This window comes from Variovorax sp. BGA-UO-ETr-C22, from assembly GCF_059567965.1.
The window spans coordinates 112,954-136,443 of the sequence record NZ_JCAQPA010000007.1; the positions used below are offsets into that span (position 1 = coordinate 112,954).

At 67.0% G+C, this 23,490-nt stretch carries 23 protein-coding genes; 4 read left to right on the forward strand and 19 right to left on the reverse strand.

The window, feature by feature from the left end:
• Window positions 1-3: 3 nt before the first annotated feature.
• The 5 genes from AC57B8_RS04500 to AC57B8_RS04520 are packed head-to-tail and all read right to left on the reverse strand — an operon-like array spanning window position 4 to window position 4,867.
• Entirely contained in the window at window positions 4-879 is an 876-nt protein-coding gene (locus AC57B8_RS04500) for a branched-chain amino acid ABC transporter permease (protein WP_062474069.1), read from the reverse strand.
• Window positions 880-924: 45 nt separating this feature from the next.
• On the reverse strand, window positions 925-2,121 hold the full coding sequence (locus tag AC57B8_RS04505) for an ABC transporter substrate-binding protein (RefSeq protein ID WP_095746043.1): 1,197 nt from the start codon (window positions 2,119-2,121) through the stop codon (window positions 925-927).
• Window positions 2,122-2,152: 31 nt separating this feature from the next.
• Window positions 2,153-3,352: an ABC transporter substrate-binding protein gene (locus AC57B8_RS04510; RefSeq protein WP_496478808.1), complete on the reverse strand. Its 1,200-nt coding sequence runs from the start codon at window positions 3,350-3,352 to the stop codon at window positions 2,153-2,155.
• A gap of 37 nt (window positions 3,353-3,389) precedes the next feature.
• Window positions 3,390-4,097: an ABC transporter ATP-binding protein gene (locus AC57B8_RS04515; RefSeq protein ID WP_062474075.1), complete on the reverse strand. Its 708-nt coding sequence runs from the start codon at window positions 4,095-4,097 to the stop codon at window positions 3,390-3,392.
• Window positions 4,097-4,867 carry an ABC transporter ATP-binding protein gene (locus AC57B8_RS04520; RefSeq protein WP_062474077.1) on the reverse strand — a complete coding sequence of 257 codons (771 nt, stop codon included), beginning with the start codon at window positions 4,865-4,867 and terminating at the stop codon, window positions 4,097-4,099. Before AC57B8_RS04520 ends, AC57B8_RS04515 begins: the two co-directional genes overlap by 1 nt.
• A 340-nt stretch (window positions 4,868-5,207) precedes the next feature.
• On the opposite strand from AC57B8_RS04520, the gene AC57B8_RS04525 reads away from it, so the two are divergent.
• The 3 genes from AC57B8_RS04525 to AC57B8_RS04535 all read left to right on the forward strand — a co-directional run bounded on the left by AC57B8_RS04525 (window position 5,208) and on the right by AC57B8_RS04535 (window position 7,636).
• Entirely contained in the window at window positions 5,208-6,416 is a 1,209-nt protein-coding gene (locus AC57B8_RS04525) for an AGE family epimerase/isomerase (protein ID WP_496478809.1), read from the forward strand.
• Window positions 6,417-6,523: 107 nt separating this feature from the next.
• Window positions 6,524-7,141 (forward strand): cysteine hydrolase family protein, encoded by a 618-nt coding sequence (locus tag AC57B8_RS04530; RefSeq protein WP_496478810.1) that lies wholly within the window; start codon window positions 6,524-6,526, stop codon window positions 7,139-7,141.
• Between the two features lie 51 nt (window positions 7,142-7,192).
• Window positions 7,193-7,636: a cupin domain-containing protein gene (locus AC57B8_RS04535; RefSeq protein ID WP_496478811.1), complete on the forward strand. Its 444-nt coding sequence runs from the start codon at window positions 7,193-7,195 to the stop codon at window positions 7,634-7,636.
• Between the two features lie 16 nt (window positions 7,637-7,652).
• On the opposite strand, the gene AC57B8_RS04540 is transcribed toward AC57B8_RS04535, so the two are convergent.
• The 5 genes from AC57B8_RS04540 to AC57B8_RS04560 are packed head-to-tail and all read right to left on the reverse strand — an operon-like array spanning window position 7,653 to window position 13,547.
• Window positions 7,653-8,561 carry a LysR family transcriptional regulator gene (locus AC57B8_RS04540; protein WP_496478812.1) on the reverse strand — a complete coding sequence of 303 codons (909 nt, stop codon included), beginning with the start codon at window positions 8,559-8,561 and terminating at the stop codon, window positions 7,653-7,655.
• 19 nt (window positions 8,562-8,580) lie between these two features.
• Window positions 8,581-10,143 carry a DHA2 family efflux MFS transporter permease subunit gene (locus AC57B8_RS04545; protein WP_062474087.1) on the reverse strand — a complete coding sequence of 521 codons (1,563 nt, stop codon included), beginning with the start codon at window positions 10,141-10,143 and terminating at the stop codon, window positions 8,581-8,583.
• A 35-nt stretch (window positions 10,144-10,178) separates the two neighbouring features.
• Window positions 10,179-11,504 (reverse strand): HlyD family secretion protein, encoded by a 1,326-nt coding sequence (locus tag AC57B8_RS04550; protein ID WP_495270419.1) that lies wholly within the window; start codon window positions 11,502-11,504, stop codon window positions 10,179-10,181.
• 35 nt (window positions 11,505-11,539) lie between these two features.
• Window positions 11,540-13,018: an efflux transporter outer membrane subunit gene (locus AC57B8_RS04555; RefSeq protein ID WP_496478813.1), complete on the reverse strand. Its 1,479-nt coding sequence runs from the start codon at window positions 13,016-13,018 to the stop codon at window positions 11,540-11,542.
• On the reverse strand, window positions 13,011-13,547 hold the full coding sequence (locus tag AC57B8_RS04560; protein ID WP_095746050.1) for a MarR family winged helix-turn-helix transcriptional regulator: 537 nt from the start codon (window positions 13,545-13,547) through the stop codon (window positions 13,011-13,013). The genes AC57B8_RS04555 and AC57B8_RS04560 overlap by 8 nt, the downstream gene beginning before the upstream one ends.
• Window positions 13,548-13,625: 78 nt before the next feature.
• Between AC57B8_RS04560 and AC57B8_RS04565 the strand changes: the two genes are divergently transcribed.
• Complete coding sequence (locus AC57B8_RS04565) at window positions 13,626-15,413, forward strand: ABC transporter transmembrane domain-containing protein (protein WP_095949072.1); 1,788 nt, start codon at window positions 13,626-13,628, stop codon at window positions 15,411-15,413.
• Between the two features lie 26 nt (window positions 15,414-15,439).
• Here AC57B8_RS04565 and AC57B8_RS04570 read toward each other — a convergent pair whose 3' ends face one another.
• Genes AC57B8_RS04570 through nuoI form a run of 9 tightly spaced genes read right to left on the reverse strand, consistent with a single transcriptional unit; the run spans window position 15,440 to window position 23,482 of the window.
• Window positions 15,440-15,925, reverse strand: coding sequence for a DUF1178 family protein (locus tag AC57B8_RS04570; RefSeq protein ID WP_307589248.1), 486 nt, complete (start codon window positions 15,923-15,925; stop codon window positions 15,440-15,442).
• Between the two features lie 7 nt (window positions 15,926-15,932).
• Window positions 15,933-16,538: an NUDIX domain-containing protein gene (locus tag AC57B8_RS04575; RefSeq protein WP_354344975.1), complete on the reverse strand. Its 606-nt coding sequence runs from the start codon at window positions 16,536-16,538 to the stop codon at window positions 15,933-15,935.
• 5 nt (window positions 16,539-16,543) lie between these two features.
• Window positions 16,544-16,849, reverse strand: a complete 306-nt coding sequence (locus AC57B8_RS04580; protein WP_095746054.1) for a DUF2818 family protein — start codon at window positions 16,847-16,849, stop codon at window positions 16,544-16,546.
• 16 nt (window positions 16,850-16,865) lie between these two features.
• Entirely contained in the window at window positions 16,866-18,353 is a 1,488-nt protein-coding gene (nuoN, locus tag AC57B8_RS04585; RefSeq protein ID WP_062475383.1) for an NADH-quinone oxidoreductase subunit NuoN, read from the reverse strand.
• A gap of 24 nt (window positions 18,354-18,377) precedes the next feature.
• Window positions 18,378-19,856 carry an NADH-quinone oxidoreductase subunit M gene (locus AC57B8_RS04590; RefSeq protein ID WP_062475386.1) on the reverse strand — a complete coding sequence of 493 codons (1,479 nt, stop codon included), beginning with the start codon at window positions 19,854-19,856 and terminating at the stop codon, window positions 18,378-18,380.
• Between the two features lie 25 nt (window positions 19,857-19,881).
• A complete protein-coding gene (gene nuoL / locus AC57B8_RS04595; protein ID WP_062475389.1) occupies window positions 19,882-21,927 on the reverse strand; it encodes an NADH-quinone oxidoreductase subunit L in 2,046 nt (681 codons plus the stop codon).
• A 7-nt stretch (window positions 21,928-21,934) separates the two neighbouring features.
• Window positions 21,935-22,243, reverse strand: coding sequence for an NADH-quinone oxidoreductase subunit NuoK (nuoK, locus tag AC57B8_RS04600; protein ID WP_007837741.1), 309 nt, complete (start codon window positions 22,241-22,243; stop codon window positions 21,935-21,937).
• Complete coding sequence (locus AC57B8_RS04605; RefSeq protein WP_062475392.1) at window positions 22,240-22,899, reverse strand: NADH-quinone oxidoreductase subunit J; 660 nt, start codon at window positions 22,897-22,899, stop codon at window positions 22,240-22,242. Before AC57B8_RS04605 ends, nuoK begins: the two co-directional genes overlap by 4 nt.
• Window positions 22,900-22,936: 37 nt before the next feature.
• A complete protein-coding gene (gene nuoI / locus AC57B8_RS04610) occupies window positions 22,937-23,482 on the reverse strand; it encodes an NADH-quinone oxidoreductase subunit NuoI (protein ID WP_496478814.1) in 546 nt (181 codons plus the stop codon).
• Between the last annotated feature and the right edge of the window lie 8 nt (window positions 23,483-23,490).

A 23,490-nucleotide genomic window follows, 5' to 3' on the forward strand; every position in this document is an offset into this window, starting at 1 on the left:
GCCTTATTTCTCTTTGCCGAACAGGCCGGCGGGGCGGATGAGCAGCACGATGACCATGATCACGAACACAACCGTCGAAGAAGCCTCGGGATAGAAAACCTTGGTGAGCCCCTCGATCACGCCCAGGCCCAGGCCCGTGAGGATGGCGCCCATGATGGAGCCCATGCCGCCGATCACGACCACCGCGAACACCACGATGATGAGGTTCTGCCCCATCAGCGGCGACACCTGCATCACCGGTGCGGCCAGCACGCCGGCGAACGCGGCGAGCGCGCAGCCGAAGGCGTAGGTCAGCGTGATCATCAGCGGCACGTTGACGCCGAAGGCTTCCACCAGGCGCGGGTTCTCGGTGCCGGCGCGCAGGTAGGCACCCAGGCGCGTCTTCTCGATCACGTACCAGGTCGCAAAGCAGATCACCAGCGACGCCACGACCACCCAGGCACGGTAGTTGGGCAGCACCATGAAGCCCAGGTCGGTGGCGCTGGACAGCAGCTCGGGCGCATCGTAGGGCAGCCCCGACACGCCGTAGACCGAGCGGAACACGCCTTCGATCAGCAACGTGAGGCCCAGCGTGAGCAGCAGGCCGTAGAGGTGGTCGAGCTTGTAGATCCAGCGCAGCAGCAATCGTTCGATGACCACGCCGAACAGGCCGATGAGGACCGGCGCGGCGATCAGCATCACCCAGTAGTTGACGCCCAGGTACTCCATCGCCATCCAGGTGAGGACGGCCCCGAGCATGAACAGCGCGCCGTGCGCGAAGTTGATGACGTTGAGCAAACCGAAGATCACCGCCAGCCCGAGGCTCAGGATGGCGTAGAACGAGCCGTTGACCAGCCCCAGAAGGAGCTGACTCAACAAGGCGGGAAGGGAAATGTTCATAAGCGTTTCAACGAACCCGGGCGCCGCAGGGGCGCCCGCGGGAGGTCACTTCCAGAGGGCGCAGCGGCTTTCGGCCTTGGTCGTGAAGACTTCTTCGCCCTTCAACTTCTGGACCACCTTGTAGTAGTCCCACGGCTGCTTGGATTCGGCCGGCGACTTGACCTGCACCAGGTACATGTCGTGCACGAAGCGGCCGTCGGCGCGGATGCTGCCCTTGGCGTAGAAGTCGTCGATGGGCGTGGACTTGAGCGTGGCCATGACCTTGTCGGCATCGACCGTCTTGGCGGCCTGCACGGCCTTCAGGTAGGTCATGGTGGCCGAGTAGTCGGCGGCCTGGATGTCGGTGGGCATGCGCTTGGTCTTCTCGAAGAAGCGCTTGCCGAAGGCGCGCGTCTTGTCGTCCAGGTTCCAGTCCCAGCTGGTGGTGAGCAGCAGGCCTTCGGTGTTCTTCAGGCCCAGGCTGTGCACGTCGGTCACGAACACCAGCAGGCCCACCATCTTCATGCTCTTGGTGATGCCGAATTCTTTCGCGGCCTTGATGCTGTTGATGGTGTCGCCGCCGGCATTGGCCAGCGCCAGCACCTGCGCCTTGGAGTTCTGCGCCTGCAGCAGGAAGGACGAGAAGTCGGAGGTATTGAGCGGCGCCTTCACCGAGCCCAGCACGGTGCCGCCCTTTTCCTTCACGACCTTGGTCGCGTCGGCTTCGAGGGCCTGGCCGAAGGCGTAGTCGGCGGTCAGGAAGTACCAGCTCTTGTCGCCACGGCCGATCACGGCCGCGCCGGTGCCCTTGGCGAGCGCGACGGTGTCGTAGGCGTAGTGCACGGTGTAGGGCGAGCACTGCTCGTTGGTGAGCGCCGAGCTGCCCGCGCCGTTCACGACGAAGACCCGCTTCTTCTCCTGCGCCACCTTGGCCATGGCCAGGGCCGTGCCGGAGCTGGTGCCGCCGAACAGCATGGTCAGGCCCTGCGTGTCGATCCACTCGCGCGCCTTGGAGGCGGCGATGTCGGCCTTGTTCTGGTGGTCGGCCGTGAGCAGCTCGATGGGCATGCCGTTGACCTTGCCGCCGAAGTCGTCGATGGCCATCTGGATCGCCAGCGCGCCGTTCTTGCCTTCGACGTCGGCGTACAGGCTCGACATGTCGGTGACGAAGCCGATCTTGACCTTGTCCTGTGCCTGGGCGGTGCCGGCGGCCAGCGCGGCGGCGGCGAAAACGGCGGAGAGAGCGAATGTGGTGGTCTTCATGGATGTTGTTCCTGTGGGGTGTTCGGTGGTGTCACTTCCAGAGCGTGCACTTGGACTCGGCCTTGGTGGTGAACACCGTGTCGCCGGGCAGCTTCTTCACGAGCTTGTAGTAGTCCCACGGCGTCTTCGATTCGGCGGGCGACTTGACCTGCATCAGGTACATGTCGTGCACGTAGCGGCCGTCGGGGCGGATCTGGCCGGTGCCGAAGAAGTCGTTGAGCTTCATCTTCTTGAGCTCGGCCATGACCTTGTCGGCATCGTCGGTCTTGGCGGCGTCCACGGCCTTGAGGTAGGTCATGGTGGCCGAGTAGTCGGCGGCCTGGATCTCGGTGGGCATGCGCTTGGTCTTGTCGAAGAAGCGCTTGGCGAACTTGCGGGTCTCGTCGTTCAGATCCCAGTACCAGCTGGTGGTGAACTGCAGGCCTTCGGTGTTCTTCAGGCCCAGGCTGTGCACGTCGCTCAAAAAGATCAGCAGGCCGGCCAGCTTCATCGTCTTGCCGATGCCGAACTCCTTGGCGGCCTTGATGCTGTTGACGGTGTCGCCGCCCGCGTTGGCCAGGCCCAGGATCTGCGCCTTGGAGTTCTGCGCCTGCAGCAGGAACGAGGAGAAGTCGGACGCATTGAGCGGATGGCGCACCGCGCCGACGATCGTGCCGCCCTTGGCCTTCACGACGGTGGAGGTGTCGGCCTCGAGCGCGTGGCCGAAGGCGTAGTCGGCCGTCAGGAAGAACCAGGTCTTGCCGCCGCCGTCGACCACCGCGGCGCCGGTGCCCTTGGCGAGCGCGACGGTGTCGTAGGCGTAGTGCACGGTATAGGGCGAGCACTGTTCGTTGGTCAGCGCCGACGAGGCCGCGCCGTTGTTGAAGTACACGCGCTTCTTCTCGGCCGCGACCTTGGCCAGCGCCAGGCCCACGCCCGAGTTGGTGCCGCCGAAGACCATGCTCAGGCCTTGCGTGTCGATCCACTCGCGCGCCTTCGAGGCGGCGATGTCGGGCTTGTTCTGGTGGTCGACGGTGAGCAGCTCGACCGGCTTGCCGGCCGCCTTGCCGCCGAAGTCGTCGATGGCCATCTGGATCGCCAGCGCGCCGTTCTTGCCTTCGAGGTCGGCGTACAGGCTGGACATGTCGGTGATGAAGCCGATCTTGACCTTGTCCTGGCCTTGCGCCTGGGCGGACGCTGCGAGCGCCAGTGCGCTGAAAGCCAGGGCGAAAGCGGTGAGCCGATTTTTCATGGGTGTCTCCAGCAGTAGCAAGAAGGGGTGAAAGAACTCAGACGCCGAGCAACTCGGTCAGCACGGGCATCTTGGCTTCGAGCTCGGCGGCGCCGAACTTCTCGACGATGCGGCCGTGCTCCATCACGTAGAAACGGTCGGCCAGCGGCGCGGCGAAGCGGAAGTTCTGCTCGACCATGACGATGGTGTAGCCCTTGGCGCGCAGCGTGGTGATCATGCGGGCCAGCGCCTGCACGATCACGGGCGCCAGGCCTTCGGAAATCTCGTCGAGCAGCAGCAGCTTGGCGCCGGTGCGCAGGATGCGCGCCACGGCCAGCATCTGCTGCTCGCCACCCGACAGGCGCGTGCCCTGGCTGTGGCGGCGCTCGGCCAGGTTGGGGAACATGGCGTAGATCTCGTCGACCGACATGCCCTGCCCCGCGCCCTTGAGCTCGGGCGGCAGCATCAGGTTTTCTTCGCACGAGAGGCTGGCGAAGATGCCGCGCTCTTCGGGGCAGTAGCCGATGCCCAGGTGCGCGATGCGGTGCGTCGCCATCGAGACGGTCTCGACGCCGTTGACCTTGATGCTGCCCTTGCGGGCGCCGGTGAGCCCCATCACGGCGCGCATCGTCGTCGTGCGGCCCGCGCCATTGCGGCCCAGCAGCGTGACGACTTCGCCCGGCTGCACGACCATGTCGACGCCGTGCAGCACGTGCGATTCGCCGTACCAGGCCTGCAGGCCCTTGATTTCGAGTGCAGCGGTCATCAGTGAGCCCCCTGCATTTCGCCGTCGGTGGTGCCCATGTAGGCCTCCATCACCTGCGGGTTCTTCGAGACTTCGGCGTACGGGCCTTCGGCCAGCACGGCGCCGCGCTGCAGCACCGTGATGGTGTCGGCGATGGTCGAGACCACGCTCATGTTGTGTTCGACCATCAGGATGGTGCGTCCGGCCGACACGCGCTTGATGAGCTCGGCCACGCGGTGCACGTCTTCGTGGCCCATGCCCTGCGTGGGTTCGTCCAGCAGCATCAGCTCGGGCTCCATGGCCAGCGTGGTGGCAATCTCGAGCGCGCGCTTGCGGCCGTAGGGCAGGTTCACGGTCTGTTCGTCGGCCAGCTCTTCGAGGCCCACCTCGGCGAGCAGCTCGCGGGCGCGCGCATCGAGCGGCTTGAGCGACTTCTCGCTCTTCCAGAAGTGGTACGAGGTGCCCAGCTTGCGCTGCAGGCCCAAGCGCACGTTCTCGAGCAGCGTGAGGTGCGGGAACACGGCGGAGATCTGGAACGAGCGGATCACGCCGCGCCGCGCAATCTGCGCCGGGCGTTCGCCCGTGATGTCGTGGCCGTTGAACAGGATCGTGCCGGCCGTGGGTTCGAGGAATTTGGTGAGCAGGTTGAAGCAGGTCGTCTTGCCGGCACCGTTGGGGCCGATGAGCGCGTGGATCGAACCGCGCTTCACCGAGAGGTCGACCTTGCTGACCGCGGTGAATCCCTTGAATTCCTTGGTGAGCTGGCGTGTTTCAAGAATGACGTCGCTCATCTCGCGGCGTCGTCCGTGTGCGGAAAAAAGAAATCGGTCATGCGGTCCATCTCAATGCGCCACCATCGAGCGCGGACCGATTGTTGGTGGCTGCTATGCAATTGCATACTGGGGCAAATGCCTATGCTGCACTGCAACCATTCACAGAGTGCGCCCCCTCTGTGCGAGCGACTGTCGTCCCGACGACATTGCGCACTGCAGCACGCACACCTGCAAACGCGCGATGCATGCACGCGCACCGTCATGAGGGTGTCGGGCACGCATGCACGCTTCGTGAAAAACTGGCGTGCCCGCTGCGCTGCAACGATGCGCTTTCACCCGGATTGAATCCATCACCGCCATGCCGAACTTCCGCTCACCCGAATTCCTTGCCGACCACGTCGCCCACACGCTGGCGTTCTACGCGCCGCGCAGCCGCGATGCCTCGGGCGGTTTCTTCCATTTCTTCAAGGACGATGGCACCGTGTACGACCGGCGCACGCGCCACCTCGTGAGCAGCACGCGCTTCGTGTTCAACCACGCGATGGCGTGGCGCCGCTTCGGCCAACCCGACGACCTTGCCGCGGTGCGCCACGGCCTGGCGTTTTTGCAGACCGCGCATGCCCAGCCGAATGGTGGCTATGCATGGCAGATCGACTGGGATGGCCATCAAGCCACCGTGCAGGACGGCACGCAGCATTGCTACGGCCTGGCCTTCGTGCTGCTGGCGCACGCGCATGCGCTGATGGCCGGCGTCGAGGAAGCACGCGCCGGCCTCGCGCGCGCCCGCGATTTGATGGAACAGCATTTCTGGGAGCCGCAGCATCAGCTGTACGCCGACGAGGCGACGCCAAGCTGGCAGGTCGGCCCCTACCGCGGCCAGAACGCCAACATGCACGCCTGCGAGGCGATGCTCGCGGCCTACGACGCCACGCGCGAGCCCTTCTACCTCGAGCGCGCGCGCACGCTCGCCGAAAGCATCACGGGTCGGCAGGCTGCGCTCGCCGACGGGCTGGTGTGGGAGCACTACCGCGAGGACTGGTCGGTCGACTGGGACTACAACCGCGGCGACAAGACCAACATCTTCCGGCCCTGGGGTTTCCAGACCGGCCACCTCACCGAATGGGCCAAGCTGCTGCTGCAGCTCGAGAGCCACCTGGGCTCCGACGCGCCAGGCACCGAATGGATCGTTCCGCGTGCACGCCACTTCTTCGACACCGCGATGCAGCGCGGCTGGGACGCCACGCACGGCGGGCTGGTCTACGGCTTCGGGCCCGACGGCGCGGTGTGCGATGGCGACAAGTACTTCTGGGTGCAGGCCGAAAGCTTCGCCGCCGCCGCCCTGCTCGCGGTGCGCACGGGCGACGCCGGCTACTGGGACTGGTACGACCGGATCTGGGCCTACAGCTGGGACCACTTCGTCGACCACGCGCACGGGGCGTGGTATCGCATCCTCACGCCGCAGAACGCGAAGATCAGCGACGAGAAGAGCCCGGCGGGCAAGACCGATTACCACACGATGGGTGCGTGCCATGACGTGCTGAAGGCGCTGGGCCACGGCGTGAAGTAGCCACGCTGATCGCCACGATCCGCACAAATCTTGTGCGGCCGCGCATCTACCCCGCAGCGCGCGGGCTGCCTACGCTTCAGGCCTTCTTTCACTCACGCAGAGAACGCATGAAGCACCCCAGCATCCGCAGCCTCACCGGCGCCGTGCCGACGAGCCGCATCGATCCCGCCGCCACGGCGCTGATCGCGATCGATTTCCAGAACGAGTACTTCGACGGGCGCATGCCCATTCCCGACGGGCTGGCCGCCCTGCGCCAGGCGCGGCGCCTGATCGATGCCGCCGACCGGCATGCGGTGCCGGTGTTCCATGTACAGCATGTGGCGCCCGCCGACAGCCCGATCTTCGCGGACAGCAGCCATGCCTTCGGCATCCACGATGAACTGCGCCCGGCGCCGCAACACGCCGTGCTACGCAAGGCCACGCCGAGCGCCTTCGCCGGCACCACGCTCGAGGCCGAGCTGCAGGCGCGCGGCATCACGACGCTGATCCTCACGGGCCTCATGACGCACATGTGCGTGTCGGCCACCGCCTTCGACGCCGCACCGCGCGGCTACCAGAGCCTCATCGTGGGCGATGCCTGCGCGACGCGCGACCTCGACCTGGAAGAAGGCGGCGTGCTGGGCCACCGCGAGCTGCATCGCGCGGCGCTGCGTGGCGTGTCGGACGTGGTGGCCGAGGTGCGCTCGACCGACGAGGTGCTGCAACTGCTGGAAGCGGGCCGCTGACGCCCTGCCCTTCGCATGCCCCCACGAATCCACCCTCTTCGATCCATGACCATGAAACGCTCTTCCGCCTTGTTCCTCGCCCTGTCCTGCGCCCTGTGCGCGCCGGGCCTTGCCACCGCCGCCACGCCGGCACCCCGCACGCCGATCTCGGCGCCCGCCGACACGCTGCAATGGCAGGCCCTCGCGGGCGGCATCCGCTACGCCAACGTGCGCGGCAACCTGACGGGCAATGGCCCCTACGAAGCCTTCGTCGAATTCCCGGCCGGCTTCGACAACCCGCACCATCGCCACACGCAGGCGCTTCCGTCCGTCGTGCTCTCAGGTGTGTTCTACGCGATCTTCGATGACGGCAAGAAGGTGCTGTACCCGGCCGGCTCGTACTACCTGCTGCCGGCGCGGCTGCCGCACCGCAGCGGCTGCGAGCCGGGGGCGAACTGCCTGTTGTTCCAGTACCAGGGCGATCGCTTCGACCTGGTGCCCACCGCAGCGAAGTAAGGCGCGGCTACCGCGCTCAGTCGCCCTGCCCGTCCGCGGGCAGGTAGCGCGCGGCAGCAAAGTCGACAAACGCCCGCACCTTCGGAGACAGGTGCCGGTTCTGCGGATACAGCGCGTACAGGTTCAGCGGCTGCTGGCGGAACTCGGGCAACACGCGCACCAGCTCGCCGCGCGCCACAGGGTCGCGCACGAGAAACGCCGGCGACGCCGCCAGCCCCGTGCCGGCCAGCGCGGCGCTGCGCAGCACGAGCCCGCTGTTGGCCTGCAGCCGCCCGCCCACGTCGACCGTGCGGACGCTGCCGTCCGGCGCGGTGAAGCTGGGCTGTGCGGCTTTCGCGGCCAATGAGTAGTTCAGGCAGTCGTGCGCCGCCAGGTCGGCGGGCGTTTGCGGCGTGCCGCGCCGCTGCAGGTAGGCGGGCGACGCCACCCACCATTCCTCGAAGCTCGCAAGGCGCTTGACGATCAGCGTCGAGTCCGAGAGTGCATACGCCAGTCGCAATCCCACGTCGAAGCCCTCTTCGATCAGGTCGACGAAGCGGTCGTTGCACACGAGGTCGGCCTTGACCTGCGGGTGTGCGTCGAGAAAAGCCGGCAGCCACTGCGCCAACTCTTCCAGTCCGAAGGACATCGGCGCGTTGATGCGCAGCAGGCCCGTGGGCTCGACCTGGTGCTGCGCCACGACCAGCGCCGCGGTCTCGACCTGGTCGAGGATCTGCCGCGCGTGCTCGTAGTAGGTCTGGCCGGCCTGCGTGAGCGCGAAGCGGCGCGTGGTGCGGTTCAGCAGCTGCACGCCCAGCGCCGTTTCCAGCTGCTTGACGTGGCGCGAGACCACCGTGTGCGACACGTCCATCGCGTCGGCCGCGGCGGTGAAGCCGCCGGCCTCCACGACGGCGCGGAACGCCTTCATGGCCGCGAACTGGTCCATGCGCGAGCGCTGCCGGTTGTCAGTGCGCGCCGGCGGCCGCGTCGCCGCCCGCGCCGCCCTTTTGCGGCCGCGCCAGCCACACCAGCGGAATCAGCAACAGGAACAGCACCGCCGAGGCATAGAAGATGTCGTTCGTCGCGAGCATGAACGACTGCTGGTCGACCAGGCGGTTGATCTGCCCGAGCACCTGCTCGGAACTGAAGCCGCTGCCGGTCAGCCCCGAGATGGCGCTGGTGGCGGCGCTGTTGCCCGGGTTCACCGACTCCACCAGCTGCGCGTGGTGCAGCGCCGCGCGGCTGTCCCACAGCGTGGTGGCGATCGAGGTGCCCATGGCGCCCGCCGTGATGCGCAGGAAGTTCGACAGCCCCGACGCGGCCGGGATGCGGTCGGGCGTGAGGCCCGACAGCGTGATGGTCACCAGCGGAATGAAGAAGAACGCCATCGCGATGCCCTGGATGATCGTCGGGATGATGATCGTCACGAAGTCGGCCTGCGTGTTGAAGTTCGAGCGCATCCACAGCACCAGCGCGAACACGAGGAACGAGAAGGTCGCGTAGCGGCGCGGGTCGATCTTGGACACGGTGAGGCCCACCACCGGCGAGAAGAAGATCGCCAGCAGCCCCACGGGCGCCATGATCATCCCCGCCTGCGTGGCGGTGTAGCCCATCCATTGCTGCAGCCACAGCGGCAGCAGCACCACGTTGCCGAAGAACAGGCCGTAGGCAATGGCCGTGGCCACCGCGCCCGACCAGAAGTTGCGGCGCTTGAACAGCGACAGGTCGACCACCGGGTGCTTGTCGGTCAGCTCCCAGACCAGGAAGAAGGCGAAGCCGACCACGGCCACCACGGCCATGGTGACGATCTCGGCCGAGTGGAACCAGTCGAGCTCCTTGCCCTTGTCGAGCATGAGCTGCAGCGAGCCCACCCACAGCACCAGCAGCGCCAGGCCGATGGCGTCGATCGGCACCTTGTGCGTCTTGCTCTCGCGCTTGTGGTACAGCGTCCAGGTGATGGCCGCGGCCACGATGCCCACCGGGATGTTGATGTAGAAGATCCACGGCCACGAGATGTTGTCGGTGATCCAGCCACCGAGCAGCGGTCCCATCACGGGCGCGACCAGCGTCGTCATCGACCACATGGCCATGGCCAGGCCGGCCTTGGCCTTCGGGTAGCTCGACAGCAGCAGCGTCTGCGACAGCGGGATCATCGGCCCCGCCACGAAGCCCTGCAACGCGCGAAACAGGATGAGCGTGGTCATGTTGGGCGCCAGGCCGCACAGCAGCGAGGCGACCATGAACAGGATCACGCTGGCCATGAACAGGCGCACCTGGCCGAAGCGCTGGGTCATGAAACCCGTGAGCGGCACCGCGATGGCGTTGGCCACCGCGAAGCTGGTGATGACCCAGGTGCCTTGCGTGGTGCTCACGCCAAGGTCGCCCGAGATGGCCGGCAGCGACACGTTGGCGATCGACGAGTCGAGCACGTTCATGAAGGTGGCGGCGGACAGCGCGACCGTGCCCCAGACGCGGGCGGAGCCCTCGAGCGGGGGGTGCGCGATGTAAGCGGGAGCAGCAGTGGCCATGGCGCGAGCTGTGAGGGTTCAGCAGCCGGCGGCGATCAGCCCGGCTGGCCCTGCGTGGCGGCGTGCACGGCCGGTGCGGCGGCGGACGCTGCCGGGCGGCTCACGGCTGCCGTGGGCGCACCGCGGCCGAGGTTGGCGGCGACGATGCGGTCCACCTCGGCGTCGGCGCCGCGGTCGAGCTGGCTGTAGACCTGCGTCTGCGCGAAGGCGGTGCTGCGCGGCGCATCGGCCAGCATCTTGCCGGTCTTCTGCGTGATGTCGATCTCGGCGTCCATCGACAGGCCGATGCGCAGCGGGTTGGCCTTGAGCTGCTCGGGGTCGAGTGCGATGCGCACGGGGACGCGCTGCACCACCTTGATCCAGTTGCCGGTGGCGTTCTGCGCCGGCAGCAGCGCAAAGGCGGCGCCGGTGCCCACGCCCAGGCCGGCGACCTTGCCGGTGTACTCGACCTTCTTGCCGTACACGTCGGCGGTGAGCTTCACGGGTTGGTCGATGCGGATGTTGCGCAGCTGCACTTCCTTGAAGTTGGCGTCGACCCACAGCTGGTGCAGCGGCACGATGGACATCATCGGCGTGCCGGCGGCCACGCGCTGGCCCAGCTGCACGGTGCGCTTGGCGACGTAGCCGTCGACCGGCGCGGGCATGGCCACGCGCTGCGTGGCGAGGTAGGCCTCGCGCACCTTGGCGGCGGCGGCCAGCACGCTCGGATGCTGGGCCACGCTGGTGCCTTCGGTCAGCGACTGGTTGCTGGCCAGCGCCTCGCGCGCGGCGACCACGCCGGCCTGTGCGGCGGCCAGTGCGCTCCTGGCGTTGGCCAGTTGCGTCTCGGCGTGGTTGAGTTCTTCCTTCGACACGGCGCCGTTGCCCGACAGCGCGCGGCGGCGCTGCAGGTCGTCCTGCGCCTTGGCGATGTCGCTCTGGGCCTTGGCGATGTCGCTCTGGCGCAGCGTGACCTGCGCGGCCAGCGAGCCGTTGTTGGCGTACAGCGTGCGCACCTGGCGCACGGCCTGCGCGAGCGCGGCCTCGGCCTGCTCGAGTGCGACCTTGGCGTCGGCCGGGTCGAGCTGCACCAGCGGCTGGCCGGCCTTCACGAAGTCGGTGTCGTCGGCACCGATGGCCATGACGGTGCCGCCGATCTGCGGCGTGATCTGGATGACGTTGCCCTGCACGTAGGCGTTGTCGGTGTTCTCGTAGTGGCTGGCGACCAGCCATTCGTACAGGCCCCAGCCGCCGCCGGCGACCAGCACCACGGCGGTGAGCGCGGTGAGTGCGCGGCGGCGCTTGCCGTTGCCCGCGGGCGCCTCGGGCGCGGCGGCGGGGGATACGGGGGAAGCGGATGTCGGAGTGTTGTTATCGCTCATGATGGAGTTCTTTCCGAAGAAGGCGGATCAGCAAATCAGTTCTGGGTGGCGGCCGTCGGGGCCGCCGCCGTGGCGGTGGCCGGCGGCTGCCAGCCGCCGCCCAGGGCGCGCGCCAGGCCCACCTGCGTGTCGAGGGCGCGGGCCGCCAGGTCGACCGCGAGCCGGCGCTGAGCCAGCACGGCGGTTTCGGCGGTCAGCACGTTGAGGTAGTTGCCCAGGCCGGCGCGGTAGCGCTGCACGGCAATGTCGTAGGCGCCTTCGGCGGCCGTCTGCGCGGCGCGCTGTTCGGTCTGCTGGCGCGTGATCGACTGTGCGCTCGACACCTGGTCGGCCGCGTCGCGCACGGCGTCGAGCACGGTGGCGTTGTAGCTTTCGATGGCCACGTCGAGGTCGGCCGACTTGCCGCGCAGGTTGGCGCGCAGGCGCCCGCCTTCGAAGATCGGCAGGTGGATGGCCGGGCCCACGCCCCACTGCTCGCTGCCCGACTTGAGCAGCTTGCCGAAACCCAGGCTCTGGAAGCCGGCAAAGGCCGTGAGGTTCACGTTGGGATAGAACTGGGTCTTGGCATTGGCCACGTCGCTGGTGGCCGCTTCGACGCGCCAGCGCGCGGCGGCGATGTCGGCGCGGCGGCCCAGCAGGTCGGCCGGGATGTTCGCCTGCAGCGCCATCGGCTTCACGCCGGCGAGCACCGGCGGCTTGAGCGAGGCCGACACGTTGGGCTGGCCCACGAGCGCATCGAGCGCGTGCTGCTGCAGCGCGATCTGCTCGTTGAGCGCTTCGATCTGCTGGCGCGCCTCGGGCAGGCCGCCTTCGCTCTGGCGCAGTTCGAGACGGGTGTCGAGGCCGGCCGCCACGCGGTCGCGCACCAGCTTGAAGGTCTCGTCGCGCTGGGCCAGCGTGCGCTTGGCCACTTCGACCTGCTCGTTCAGGCGCGCCCACTGGAAGTAGCTGCGCGCCACGTTGCTCGCGAGCAGCACGCGCGCGGCATCGGCGTCGGCCGCTGCTGCGTTGGCCGTGCCGAGGGCGGTGTCGAGCGCGCTGCGGTTCTTGCCGAAGAAGTCGAGCTCCCAGCTCGCGCCCAGCTGCAGCAGGCCGATGTTCTGCGTCGAGCCGCCCAGCGGCGCCGGGTAGATGTAGTTGCTGTTGAACTTCTGGCGGTTCAGGTTGAGGTCGGCGCCGACCTTGGGCAGCAGCGCCGCACCGGCGATGTCCGCCGAGGCCTGGGCGCGCACGAGGCGCGCACGCGCGACCTGCAGGTTCGGGTTGCCGGCCACGGCCTGGTCGACCAGCGCATTGAGCTGGCTGTCGCCGAAGGCCTGCCACCACTGGCTGTCCAGGCTGGGCACATTGGCGCGCGCGGGGTCGGCCGCGATGCCGAGCGTGGACGCATCGCGCAGCGTGGCGTGCGAGCCGATGCCGGCCATGTCGGCGCAACCGGCGAGCGCGACCACCGCCAGCGCGGCGGCCACGACAGGCGTGCGGCGCAGCGCACGCACGGCGAAAGACTCAGTCATTCTTCTCTCCACGGGCCGCGAGGCCCTGTGCGTTGTCGAGGATGCGGCGCAAGTAGTCCTTGAGCTGCTCCCATTCTTCGAGGCTGAAGCCGGCCAGGTACTCGTTCTGCACCCGGCTCAGCACATAGGGCACTTCCTTCGCGGCCGCACGGCCTTCGTCGGTGAGTTCGATGTTGACCACGCGGCGGTCTTCGAGCGAGCGCACGCGCCGGCACAGGCCCTTGGCCTCGAGGCGGTCGAGCAGGCGCGTCATGGCGCCGGTGTCGAGTTCGCAGGCGCGGGCCAGTTCGGCCACGGTGGTGGCGGCGCCGACGTGCAGCTTGTACAGCGGCACCCACTGCGGGTAGGTGGGGCTGCCGGGCTCGCACATGCGCGTGCCGACGGTCTGGCCCACGGACGTGACGATGCGGCGCATCAGGTAACCGATGCTCTCTTCGGCGCGGTAGTCCTCGGCGCGATAGAAGGCGACCGGCGGGCGCGCGGCCTCGTCGGGCGTCGGAGGGACCGGGGAAATGGGGGCATCGCTCATGCCCGAAATATTAGTTGCCATGGCAATTACTGTCAAGGCGACCTTTGTGGGGGCAAGGGCTCGGTAGAATTCGCGCCCATGGCTTCTTCCCCTCCGTCGTCCTCCGCAGCCAAGGGTTCGCCCCGCTCGCTGTCGGGGTTGCGCCCCTTCCTTCGCCCCTACCGCGTGCAGATCGTGCTGGCGGGGGTCTTCCTGGTGATGGCGGCGGTCACGACGCTGGCTTTTCCTATCGCCCTGCGCAGCCTGATTGATGGCGGCTTGGTCAGCGCCGACAAGGGCGCGCAGACCATGGCGCTGCGCGAGCACTTCGGCGCCCTCTTCGCAGTGGCCGTGGCGCTGGGCCTGTTTTCGGCCGCGCGCTTCTACACGGTGAGCTGGCTCGGCGAGCGCGTCACGGCCGATCTGCGCAACGCGGTCTACGGCCATGTGCTGCAGCAGAGCCCGGCCTTCTTCGAGACCACGCAGACCGGCGAGGTGCTGTCGCGCCTCACGGCCGACACCACGCTCGTGCAGACGGTGGTCGGCTCGTCGCTGAGCATGGGCCTGCGCAACGCCGTCATGGGCGTGGGCGCGCTGGCGGTGCTGGTCTGGACCAACCCTTATGTGATGGTGCAGGTGCTGGGCATCCTGGTGTTGGTGGTGCTGCCGAGCATGTGGTTCGGCCGCCGCGTGCGCAAGCTCTCGCGCGCCAGCCAGGACCGCGTGGCCGACTCGAGCGCCATCGCGGCCGAGGTGCTGAACGCGATTCCCGTGGTGCAGAGCTACACGGCCGAAGGCCGCGAGGCCGACCGCTTCAAGGGCTCGACCGAGAACGCCTTTCATACCGCCGTGCGCCGCACGCGCGCGCGCTCGGTGCTCGTGGCCTTCATCATCATTGCCACCTCGGCCGCCCTGCTCTGGGGCCTGTACGAAGGCACGCAGGCCGTGCTGCGCGGCGACATCACGGCCGGCCACCTGGGCCAGACCGTGGTCTACGTGGCGATCCTGGCGAGCGCCACGGCGGTGCTCGGCGAGGTGTACGGCGACCTGCTGCGCGCCGCCGGCGCCACCGAGCGACTGATGGAACTGCTGCACGCGCCGACGGCCATCGCCTCGCCCGCACGGCCGGCGGTGGCGCCCGTTCCCGCCGCGGGCAGCGCGATCCGCTTCGACGCCATCACCTTCCACTACCCCTCGCGGCCAGGCACGCCGGCGCTGCGCGACTTCAGCCTGGACATCGCCCCGGGCGAGACCGTGGCGCTGGTGGGATCGAGCGGCGCGGGCAAGAGCACGGTGTTCCAGCTGCTGCTGCGCTACTACGACCCGCAGTCGGGCCGCATCGTGCTCGATGGCGCGTCGCTCGATGCGCTCGCCCTGCACGACCTGCGCACCCGCATCGGCCTCGTGCCGCAGGACGCGGTGATCTTCTCGGCCAGCGCCTTCGAGAACATCCGCTACGGCCGGCCCGACGCCAGCGCCGACGAGGTGCACGCCGCGGCGCGCGCCGCCTTCGCGCACGACTTCCTGCAGGCCCTGCCCGAGGGCTACGACACCTTCCTGGGCGAACGCGGCGTGCGGCTGTCGGGCGGCCAGCGCCAGCGCATCGCGATCGCGCGGGCCATTTTGAAGAACCCGCCGCTGCTGCTGCTGGACGAAGCCACCAGCGCGCTCGACGCCGAGAGCGAACGCATGGTGCAGGCCGCGCTCGAATCGGCGATGGAAAACCGCACCACGCTCGTGATCGCCCACCGCCTGGCGACCGTGCAGAAGGCCGACCGCATCATCGTGCTGGACCACGGCGGCATCGTCGAACAGGGAACGCACGCGGCGCTGGTGGCGCAAGGCGGCGTGTACGCGCGGCTGGCCGCGCTGCAGTTCACGGCCTGACCCGATCGATCGGGCCAGTCGGTCAGTTACTGCAGGGTTTCTTTCAGCGCTGCCGGAATCGGCAGCGCCATCACCGGAATGCCTTCATCGAGCAGCGCCTCGGTCTGCTCCGGCGTGGCCTGGCCGCGGATGCCGCGCTCGGCGGTTTCGCCGTAGTGCATCTTGCGCGCCTCGTCGGCGAAGCGGTCGCCGACGTCTTCGGTCTTGGCCAGCACTTCGCGCACGGCGCGCATCCAGCGGGCTTCGGGTGAAGTCGAAGATGCCGATACCTGCGTGGAAGGCGATGCGGGCGCCGACGGCGCGTGGGCCGCGTCGCCGCGCCCTTCTTCCTTCGGCGCCTTGGCGTTGCTCAGGTTCAGGCGGGGTGCACTCAGCAACTTGACGATGGCGGTGTCGCCGCAGACCGGGCACTCGACCAGGCCGCTGGCGAGCTGGCTGTCGAACGCCTCGTTGGACGCGAACCAGCCCTCGAAGCCGTGGCCGTGCGTGCAGCGGAGATCGAGAACCTTCATGCGCGGATTATCCCGCGCCGCCTTGCGAGGCTGCGGCCTGCCAATCCAGTGCCCATGCGCCCGACAGGACGTTCTGCAGCCACAGGGCGCAGGTGAGCGTCTTCGCGTCGGTCACGGTGCCGTCGCGGCACCAGCCGATGAGCTCCTGCGGCGTAGCAGTGAACACGTCGAGAAACTCGCCGTGGTCGAGCTGGCGCTCGCCCAGCGAGAGGCCGCGTGCGAAGTAGATGTGGATGATCTCGGTCGAGTACGCCACCGCCAGGTGCGTGGCGCCGGCATGCGCCCATTCGCGCGCGGAGTAGCCGGTTTCCTCGAGCAGTTCGCGCTGGCCGCACAGCAGCGGATCTTCGCCGGCGTCGAGCTTGCCCGCGGGAAACTCGACGATCACGCGGTCCACCGGGTAGCGGAACTGGCGCTCCAGCACCACGCGGCCGTCGTCGAGCAGCGGAATCACCACCACCGCGCCGGGATGCACCACGTACTCGCGCGTGGCGCTGTGGCCGTCGGGCAGGCGGATGGTGTCGCGCTTGGCGTGCAGGAACTTACCCTTGAAGAGCTCTTCGCTGCTGACGAGCGCTTCCTTCAGATGCGAATCGGGGGCGGGAGAAGTCATGTCGGTCAGTGCCTGTGCTTCATCAGGTAGCGCCAGGTGAACCCGGGGAAGGCCAGCACGACGAACAGCGAGGCCGTCACCGCGTAGAACTCCCAGCCCTGGGCGGCGATCTGCCCTGCCCTGCGCTCGAACAGCAGGCCGATGCCGCCGGCAATGAAGTACAGCACCACCAGTTCGCCGAAGCGGATGGCGAGCGACTTGTGTCCGGTCGACAGTGGCACCGCTCCGAACAGGCGCTCATTCAGGAACGGCAGGTTGGCGGCCACCAGGGCCACCAGCAGCACCACCCAGACCGACGCGGTTTGCGACACCGTGTTGCGGACCGCGTCAGTGGGCCAACGTGGCCGCGATGGCGTCGTAGCACAGCGTCATCAGACCACCGGGCAGCACGCCAAGAATCAGGATCAGCGCGCCGTTGATCGTGAGCACGGTGCGCACGTCGAACGAGGCCGACACGGTGGTCGCCGTGACGGGCGCGTCGAAGTACATGACCTTGACCACGCGCAGGTAGTAGAACGCGCCGATCAGCGAGGTGATCACGGCGAATACCGCCAGGCCGATGTAGATGGCTGCGCCCGAGGCGATCAGCGCCTGCAGCACGGCCAGCTTGGCGTAGAAGCCGACCAGCGGCGGCAGGCCGGCCAGCGAGAACATCGCGATGGCCATCACGCCGGCGTACAGCGGGCTGCGCTGGTTCAGGCCGGCCAGGTCGGTGATCTCTTCGCTTTCGAAGCCTTCGCGCGCCAGCAGCAGGATGATGCCGAAGCTCGCCAGCGTGGTCAGCACGTAGGTCACGACGTAGAACATCGCGGCGCTGTAGGCGGCCTGCGCGTTCTGCGTGCCCTGCAGGTCGGAACCCGCCACCAGGCCCAGCAGCATGAAGCCCATCTGCGCGATGGTCGAGTACGCCAGCATGCGCTTGAGGTTGCTCTGCGCGATGGCGGCCAGGTTGCCGATCACCAGCGACGCCACCGCCAGCACGGCGAGCATCTGCTGCCAGTCGATGGCCAGCGGCTGCAGGCCGTCGACCAGGAGGCGGATGATGATGCCGAAGGCAGCCAGCTCGGGCGCGGCGCCGATCAGCAGCGTGATCGCCGTCGGTGCGCCCTGGTAGACGTCGGGCACCCACATGTGGAACGGTGCGGCACCGACCTTGAACGCCAGGCCCGCCACGATGAAGACGAGGCCGAACACCAGCACCTGGTGGTTCACCTTGCCGGTCGAGATCGCCTTGAACACTTCGTTCAGGTCGAGCGAGCCGGTCGCGCCGTACATCATCGACAGGCCATACAGCAGGAAGCCGCTGGCCATGGCGCCGAGCACGAAGTACTTCATGGCGGCTTCGCTGGCCACCGCGTTGTCGCGGCGCAGCGCCACGAGCGCGTAGCTCGAGAGCGTGAGCAGTTCCAGGCCGAGGTAGATCAGCAGGAAGTTGCTGCCGCCGATCATCACGAACATGCCCAGCAGGGCCAGCATGCTGATCGTGAACATCTCGCCGCCGCGCAGCATCTCGCGATCGGCCGCATAGGGACGGCCGTAGACCAGCGTCACCATCAGGGCCAGCGAGGCGAAGCACTTGAGCCAGTTGCCCATCGTGTCGCTCACCACCATGCCGCCGAAGCCGTAGGAGGTCTTGCCGCCGACAGCGGCCAGGCCCGTGAGCACAGCCACCGCCGCCAGCGTGAGCAGCGTCAGGATGTAGGTGCGGGTGCGGCGCGGGCTCGTGTCCGACAGGTCGACCAGCGCAATGATGCAGGCCATGACCAGCAACACGATTTCGGGGTAGATCGTCACCCAGCTGAGTTTGTCAATCATCTCGTTCTCTTCTTCAGCGTGGCATCAGACGGGCAGCTTCGAAATCGCCACGTGGCGCAGAAGCTCGACGACGGAGGCATCCATCGCGTCGGTGAAAGGCTTCGGATACAGGCCCATCCACAGCACGGCGATCGCCAGCAGCGAGAGCATCAGGAATTCGCGGGCGTTGATGTCCTTCAGTTCCTTGACGTGGTCGTTGCCGACCGGGCCCAGGTACACGCGCTTGTACATCCACAGGGTGTAGGCAGCGCCGAAGATCAGTGCGGTGGCAGCGCCCAGGCCGACCCAGAAGTTGGCCTTGACGGCGCCCAGGATCACCATCCATTCGCCCACGAAACCGGCGGTGCCCGGCAGGCCGCAGTTGGCCATGGCGAACAGCAGCGCGAACGCGGCGAACTTGGGCATGGTGTTGACCACGCCGCCGTAGTCGGCGATCTGGCGCGAGTGCACGCGGTCGTACAGCACGCCGATGCCCAGGAACATGGCGCCAGACACGAAGCCGTGGGCAATCATCTGCACGATGCCGCCGGACACGCCGAGCTCGTTGAAGATGAAGAAGCCCAGCGTCACGAAGCCCATGTGGGCGACCGACGAGTACGCCACCAGCTTCTTCATGTCCTGCTGCACCAGCGCAACGAGGCCCACGTAGATCACGGCGATGAGCGACAGCGCGATCATGAGCCACGCCCACTCGTGCGAAGCGTCAGGCGCGATGGGCATCGAGAAGCGCAGGAAACCGTAGGCACCCAGCTTCAGCATGATCGCGGCCAGCACGGCCGAACCGCCCGTGGGGGCCTCGACGTGCACGTCGGGCAGCCAGGTGTGGACCGGCCACATCGGCACCTTGACGGCGAAGGCCGCGAAGAAGGCAAAGAACAGGAAGGTCTGCGCGGTCGAACCCAGCGGCAGCTTGTGCCAGCTCAGGATGTCGAAGCTGCCGCCCGACTTGTTGTACAGGAAGATCAGCGCGACCAGCATCAGCAGCGAGCCGAGCAGCGTGTACAGGAAGAACTTGAACGCCGCGTAGATCTTGTTCGGGCCGCCCCAGATGCCGATGATCAGGTACATCGGGATCAGCGTGGCTTCGAAGAACACGTAGAACAGGATGCCATCGAGCGCAGAGAACACGCCGATCATGAAGCCCGACAGGATCAGGAACGCGCCCATGTACTGGTTCACGCGCTCGGTGATCACTTCCCAGGCCGAGATCACGACCACGACCGTGATGAACGAGGTCAGCAGCACCAGCCACAGCGACATGCCGTCGATGCCCAGGTGGTAGTTGACGTTGAAGCGCGAGATCCAGCTCGTCTTCTCGACGAACTGCATCGCGGCGGTTCCGTTCTGGAAGCGCGTGAACAGCGGCACCGTGACCAGGAAGCTCACGATGGCACCGACGAGCGCGACCCAGCGCACGCCCTTGGCGTGCTCGTCGCGGCCAAACGCCAGCAGCACGGCGCCGAATGCGATCGGCACCCAGATGGCAAGGCTCAACAAACCCATTTTTCTTTTTCTCCAGCGTTCGGGCTCAACGTTTGAACCAGACGAAGTACGTCATCAGGATGAAGATGCCCAGCAGCATCGCGAAGGCGTAGTGGTAGATGAAGCCCGACTGCAGCCAGCGCACGACGCCGGCCACGCGACCCACCACCTTCCAGGAACCGTTGACGAGCGCGCCGTCGATCAGCGCCTGGTCGCCGCCCTTCCACAGGCCCGTGCCGAGCAGGCGCGCACCGCGGGCGAGGATGTTCTCGTTGATCCAGTCGAGGTAGTACTTGTTCTCGAGCAGGTTGTAGATCGGGCTGAAGGCGCGCTTGATGGCGGCCGGCAGGGCCGGGTTCATCATGTACATGTAGTACGAGAGCGCCACGCCGGCCAGTGCCAGCCAGAACGGTGCGGTCTGCAGGCCGTGGATCGCCATGGCGACCGGGCCGTGGAAGGCTTCCTTGAGCTCGCCCATCGCGTGGTGCTTGGCACCGTCGACGAAGATCGCGTCCTTGAAGAAGCTGCCGAACAGCATCGGGTCGATGGTCATGAAGCCGATCACCACCGAGGGGATCGCCAGCAGCACCAGCGGCAGCCAGACCACCATCGGCGATTCGTGCGGCTTGTGGGCGTCGTGGCCATGGCCGTGGTCGTCGTGTCCGTGCGCGTCGTGCGCATGGTCGTCGTGGTGCGCGTCGGGGTTCTGGTCGTAGCGTTCCTTGCCGTGGAAGACCAGGAAGTACATGCGGAACGAGTAGAACGCCGTCACGAACACGCCGGCCAGCACCGCGTAGTAGGCGAACTGCGCGCCCCACAGGTGGCTTTCGTGCACGGCCTCGATGATGCTGTCCTTCGAGTAGAAGCCCGAGAACAGCGGCGTGCCGATCAGCGCGAGCGAACCCAGCAGCGAGGTGATCCAGGTGATGGGCATGTACTTGCGCACGCCGCCCATCCAGCGGATGTCCTGGTTGTGGTGCATGCCGATGATCACCGAGCCCGCGCCGAGGAACAGCAGCGCCTTGAAGAACGCGTGTGTCATCAGGTGGAACACCGCGACCGAGTAGGCCGAGGCACCGAGCGCCACCGTCATGTAGCCCAGCTGCGAGAGCGTCGAGTACGCGACCACGCGCTTGATGTCGTTCTGGATGATGCCCAGGAAGCCCATGAACAGCGCGGTGATGGCGCCGATCACGAGGATGAAGCTCAGGGCCGTGTCGCTCAGCTCGAACAGCGGCGACATGCGCGCCACCATGAAGATGCCGGCCGTCACCATCGTCGCCGCGTGGATCAGCGCCGAGATGGGGGTCGGGCCTTCCATCGAGTCGGGCAGCCACACGTGCAGCGGGAACTGGGCGCTCTTGCCCATCGCGCCGATGAACAGGCAGATGCAGATCACCGTGATGAGCATCCACTCGGTGCCCGGGAAGGTGATGCCGGCCAGCGTGTGGGCCTTGGCGAAGGCCTCGCCGTAGTTCAGCGTGCCGGCGTAGGCGGCGATCAGGCCGATGCCCAGGATGAAGCCGAAGTCACCCACGCGGTTGACCAGGAAGGCCTTCATGTTCGCGAAGATGGCCGTGGGCTTGTTGAACCAGAAGCCGATCAGCAGGTACGACACCAGGCCCACCGCCTCCCAGCCGAAGAACAGCTGGAGCATGTTGTTGCTCATGACGAGCATCAGCATCGAGAAGGTAAAGAGCGAGATGTACGAGAAGAAGCGGTTGTAGCCGTCGTCTTCTTCCATGTAGCCGATGGTGTAGATGTGGACCATCAGCGACACGAAGGTCACGACGCACATCATCATGGCCGTGAGGCCGTCGACCAGGAAGCCGACTTCCATCTTCAGGCCGCCGACCATCATCCATTCGTAGATGGTCTGGTTGAAGCGGGCACCGTCGACGATGACCGACTTCAGCGTCATCGCCGAGATCACGAAGGCGACGAACACGCCCAGGATGGTCAGCGAATGCGTGACCTTGCGGCCGATGTGATTGCCGCCGAACTTCGTGCCGAACAGGCCGGCAAGTGCGGCGCCGACCAGGGGTGCCAGCGGCACGGCCAGCAAGGTGGATGCGGAAAGGGTTGCGCTCATACTGCTGTCAACCCTTGAGCGAGTTGAGTTCGTCGACGTTGATGTTGGACTTGTTGCGGAACAACAGGACCAGCAGCGCCAGGCCGATGGCCGATTCGGCCGCCGCCACCGTCAGGATGAAGAACACGAAGATCTGGCCGTGCATGTCGCCCAGGTAGTGCGAGAAGGCCACGAAGTTCATGTTGACCGCCAGCAGCATCAGTTCGATGGCCATCAGCAGCACGATCAGGTTCTTGCGGTTCAGGAAGATGCCGATCACCGACAGCGCGAAGAGCATCGCGCCGAGCGAGAGAAAGTGTCCGAGCGTGAGCGTCATGCCTTGTTTTCCTTTGCAGCGGCATCCGCTGCCGGGGCCTCAACCACCGGCTCGGCCGCACGCGTGACGGGCATCTGCACGATGCGCACGCGGTCACGCGCCTTCACGCGCACCTGGTCCGACGGGTTGACGTACTTGCTGTCCTTGCGGGTGCGCAGCGTCAGTGCAATGGCGGCAATGATGGCCACCAGCAGGATGACTGCGGCGATTTCCAGCGGATAGAGGTATTCGGAATACAGCAGCTTGCCCAGCTCGAGCGTGTTCGAGCTGTTGGGCGAGGTCGTCGCCATGGCGCGCGGGCCTTCGCCCAGGCGAAAGCCGCCCATGAGCACAGCCGCCATTTCGAGCGCGATGAGCGCGCCGATGCCGGCCGCCAACGGGAAGTGCTTCCAGAAGCCCTCTCGCAGGCCGTCGACGTCAATGTCCAGCATCATCACGACGAACAGAAACAGCACCATCACGGCGCCGACGTACACCAGCACGAGCGAGATCGCCAGGAACTCGGCGCGCAGCAGCAGCCAGATGGCCGAGGCCTGGAAGAAAGCCAGCACCAGGTACAGCGCGGCGTACACGGGGTTGCGGGAGGTGATGACGCGGAAGGCTGCGAACAGCAGCACCGCGGCAAACAGATAGAACAGACCGGTCTTGACGTCCATTGGAATTCGATTGGTACGGGTTTCGAGCGGAGCCGGCTCAGCGGTACTTGGCGTCGGCCGCCTTGTTCGCCGCGATTTCTTTTTCGTAGCGGTCGCCCACGGCCAGCAGCATGTCCTTGGTGAAGTACAGGTCGCCGCGCTTTTCGCCGTGGTATTCGAAGATGTGCGTCTCGACGATCGAGTCGACCGGGCAGCTCTCTTCGCAGAAGCCGCAGAAGATGCACTTGGTCAGGTCGATGTCGTAGCGCGTGGTGCGGCGCGAGCCGTCGTCACGCACGTCGGATTCGATGGTGATCGCCAGCGCGGGGCACACGGCCTCGCACAGCTTGCAGGCGATGCAGCGCTCTTCGCCGTTCTCGTAGCGGCGCAGCGCGTGCAGGCCACGGAAGCGCGGCGACAGCGGCGTCTTCTCTTCGGGGAACTGGACGGTGATCTTGCGCGCGAAGGCGTACTTGCCCGTGATGGCCAGGCCCTTGAACAGTTCGAACAGCATGAAGCTGCCCAGGAAGTCCTTGAGCGAGAACGGTGCGGAGGCCAGCTTGGAGGTGCGTCCGAGCCCTCCGGCGGTGCGTGAAGCAGTCATGATGTCGT

Bases quoted from the DNA above. Each gene is read 5' to 3' on its own strand.
- AC57B8_RS04575 (WP_354344975.1), bottom strand. From the start codon at position 16,538: ATGACTTCTCCCGCCCCCGATTCGCATCTGAAGGAAGCGCTCGTCAGC.
- nuoL (WP_062475389.1), bottom strand. From the start codon at position 21,927: ATGAGCGCAACCCTTTCCGCATCCACCTTGCTGGCCGTGCCGCTGGCA.
- AC57B8_RS04565 (WP_095949072.1), top strand. From the start codon at position 13,626: ATGGCTTCTTCCCCTCCGTCGTCCTCCGCAGCCAAGGGTTCGCCCCGC.
- nuoN (WP_062475383.1), bottom strand. From the start codon at position 18,353: ATGATTGACAAACTCAGCTGGGTGACGATCTACCCCGAAATCGTGTTG.
- AC57B8_RS04530 (WP_496478810.1), top strand. From the start codon at position 6,524: ATGAAGCACCCCAGCATCCGCAGCCTCACCGGCGCCGTGCCGACGAGC.
- AC57B8_RS04555 (WP_496478813.1), bottom strand. From the start codon at position 13,018: ATGACTGAGTCTTTCGCCGTGCGTGCGCTGCGCCGCACGCCTGTCGTG.
- AC57B8_RS04515 (WP_062474075.1), bottom strand. From the start codon at position 4,097: ATGACCGCTGCACTCGAAATCAAGGGCCTGCAGGCCTGGTACGGCGAA.
- AC57B8_RS04550 (WP_495270419.1), bottom strand. From the start codon at position 11,504: ATGAGCGATAACAACACTCCGACATCCGCTTCCCCCGTATCCCCCGCC.
- AC57B8_RS04535 (WP_496478811.1), top strand. From the start codon at position 7,193: ATGAAACGCTCTTCCGCCTTGTTCCTCGCCCTGTCCTGCGCCCTGTGC.
- nuoI (WP_496478814.1), bottom strand. From the start codon at position 23,482: ATGACTGCTTCACGCACCGCCGGAGGGCTCGGACGCACCTCCAAGCTG.
- AC57B8_RS04500 (WP_062474069.1), bottom strand. From the start codon at position 879: ATGAACATTTCCCTTCCCGCCTTGTTGAGTCAGCTCCTTCTGGGGCTG.
- AC57B8_RS04590 (WP_062475386.1), bottom strand. From the start codon at position 19,856: ATGGGTTTGTTGAGCCTTGCCATCTGGGTGCCGATCGCATTCGGCGCC.
- AC57B8_RS04560 (WP_095746050.1), bottom strand. From the start codon at position 13,547: ATGAGCGATGCCCCCATTTCCCCGGTCCCTCCGACGCCCGACGAGGCC.
- AC57B8_RS04525 (WP_496478809.1), top strand. From the start codon at position 5,208: ATGCCGAACTTCCGCTCACCCGAATTCCTTGCCGACCACGTCGCCCAC.
- AC57B8_RS04605 (WP_062475392.1), bottom strand. From the start codon at position 22,899: ATGGACGTCAAGACCGGTCTGTTCTATCTGTTTGCCGCGGTGCTGCTG.
- AC57B8_RS04545 (WP_062474087.1), bottom strand. From the start codon at position 10,143: ATGGCCACTGCTGCTCCCGCTTACATCGCGCACCCCCCGCTCGAGGGC.
- AC57B8_RS04540 (WP_496478812.1), bottom strand. From the start codon at position 8,561: ATGGACCAGTTCGCGGCCATGAAGGCGTTCCGCGCCGTCGTGGAGGCC.
- AC57B8_RS04505 (WP_095746043.1), bottom strand. From the start codon at position 2,121: ATGAAGACCACCACATTCGCTCTCTCCGCCGTTTTCGCCGCCGCCGCG.
- AC57B8_RS04510 (WP_496478808.1), bottom strand. From the start codon at position 3,352: ATGAAAAATCGGCTCACCGCTTTCGCCCTGGCTTTCAGCGCACTGGCG.
- nuoK (WP_007837741.1), bottom strand. From the start codon at position 22,243: ATGACGCTCACGCTCGGACACTTTCTCTCGCTCGGCGCGATGCTCTTC.
- AC57B8_RS04570 (WP_307589248.1), bottom strand. From the start codon at position 15,925: ATGAAGGTTCTCGATCTCCGCTGCACGCACGGCCACGGCTTCGAGGGC.
- AC57B8_RS04520 (WP_062474077.1), bottom strand. From the start codon at position 4,867: ATGAGCGACGTCATTCTTGAAACACGCCAGCTCACCAAGGAATTCAAG.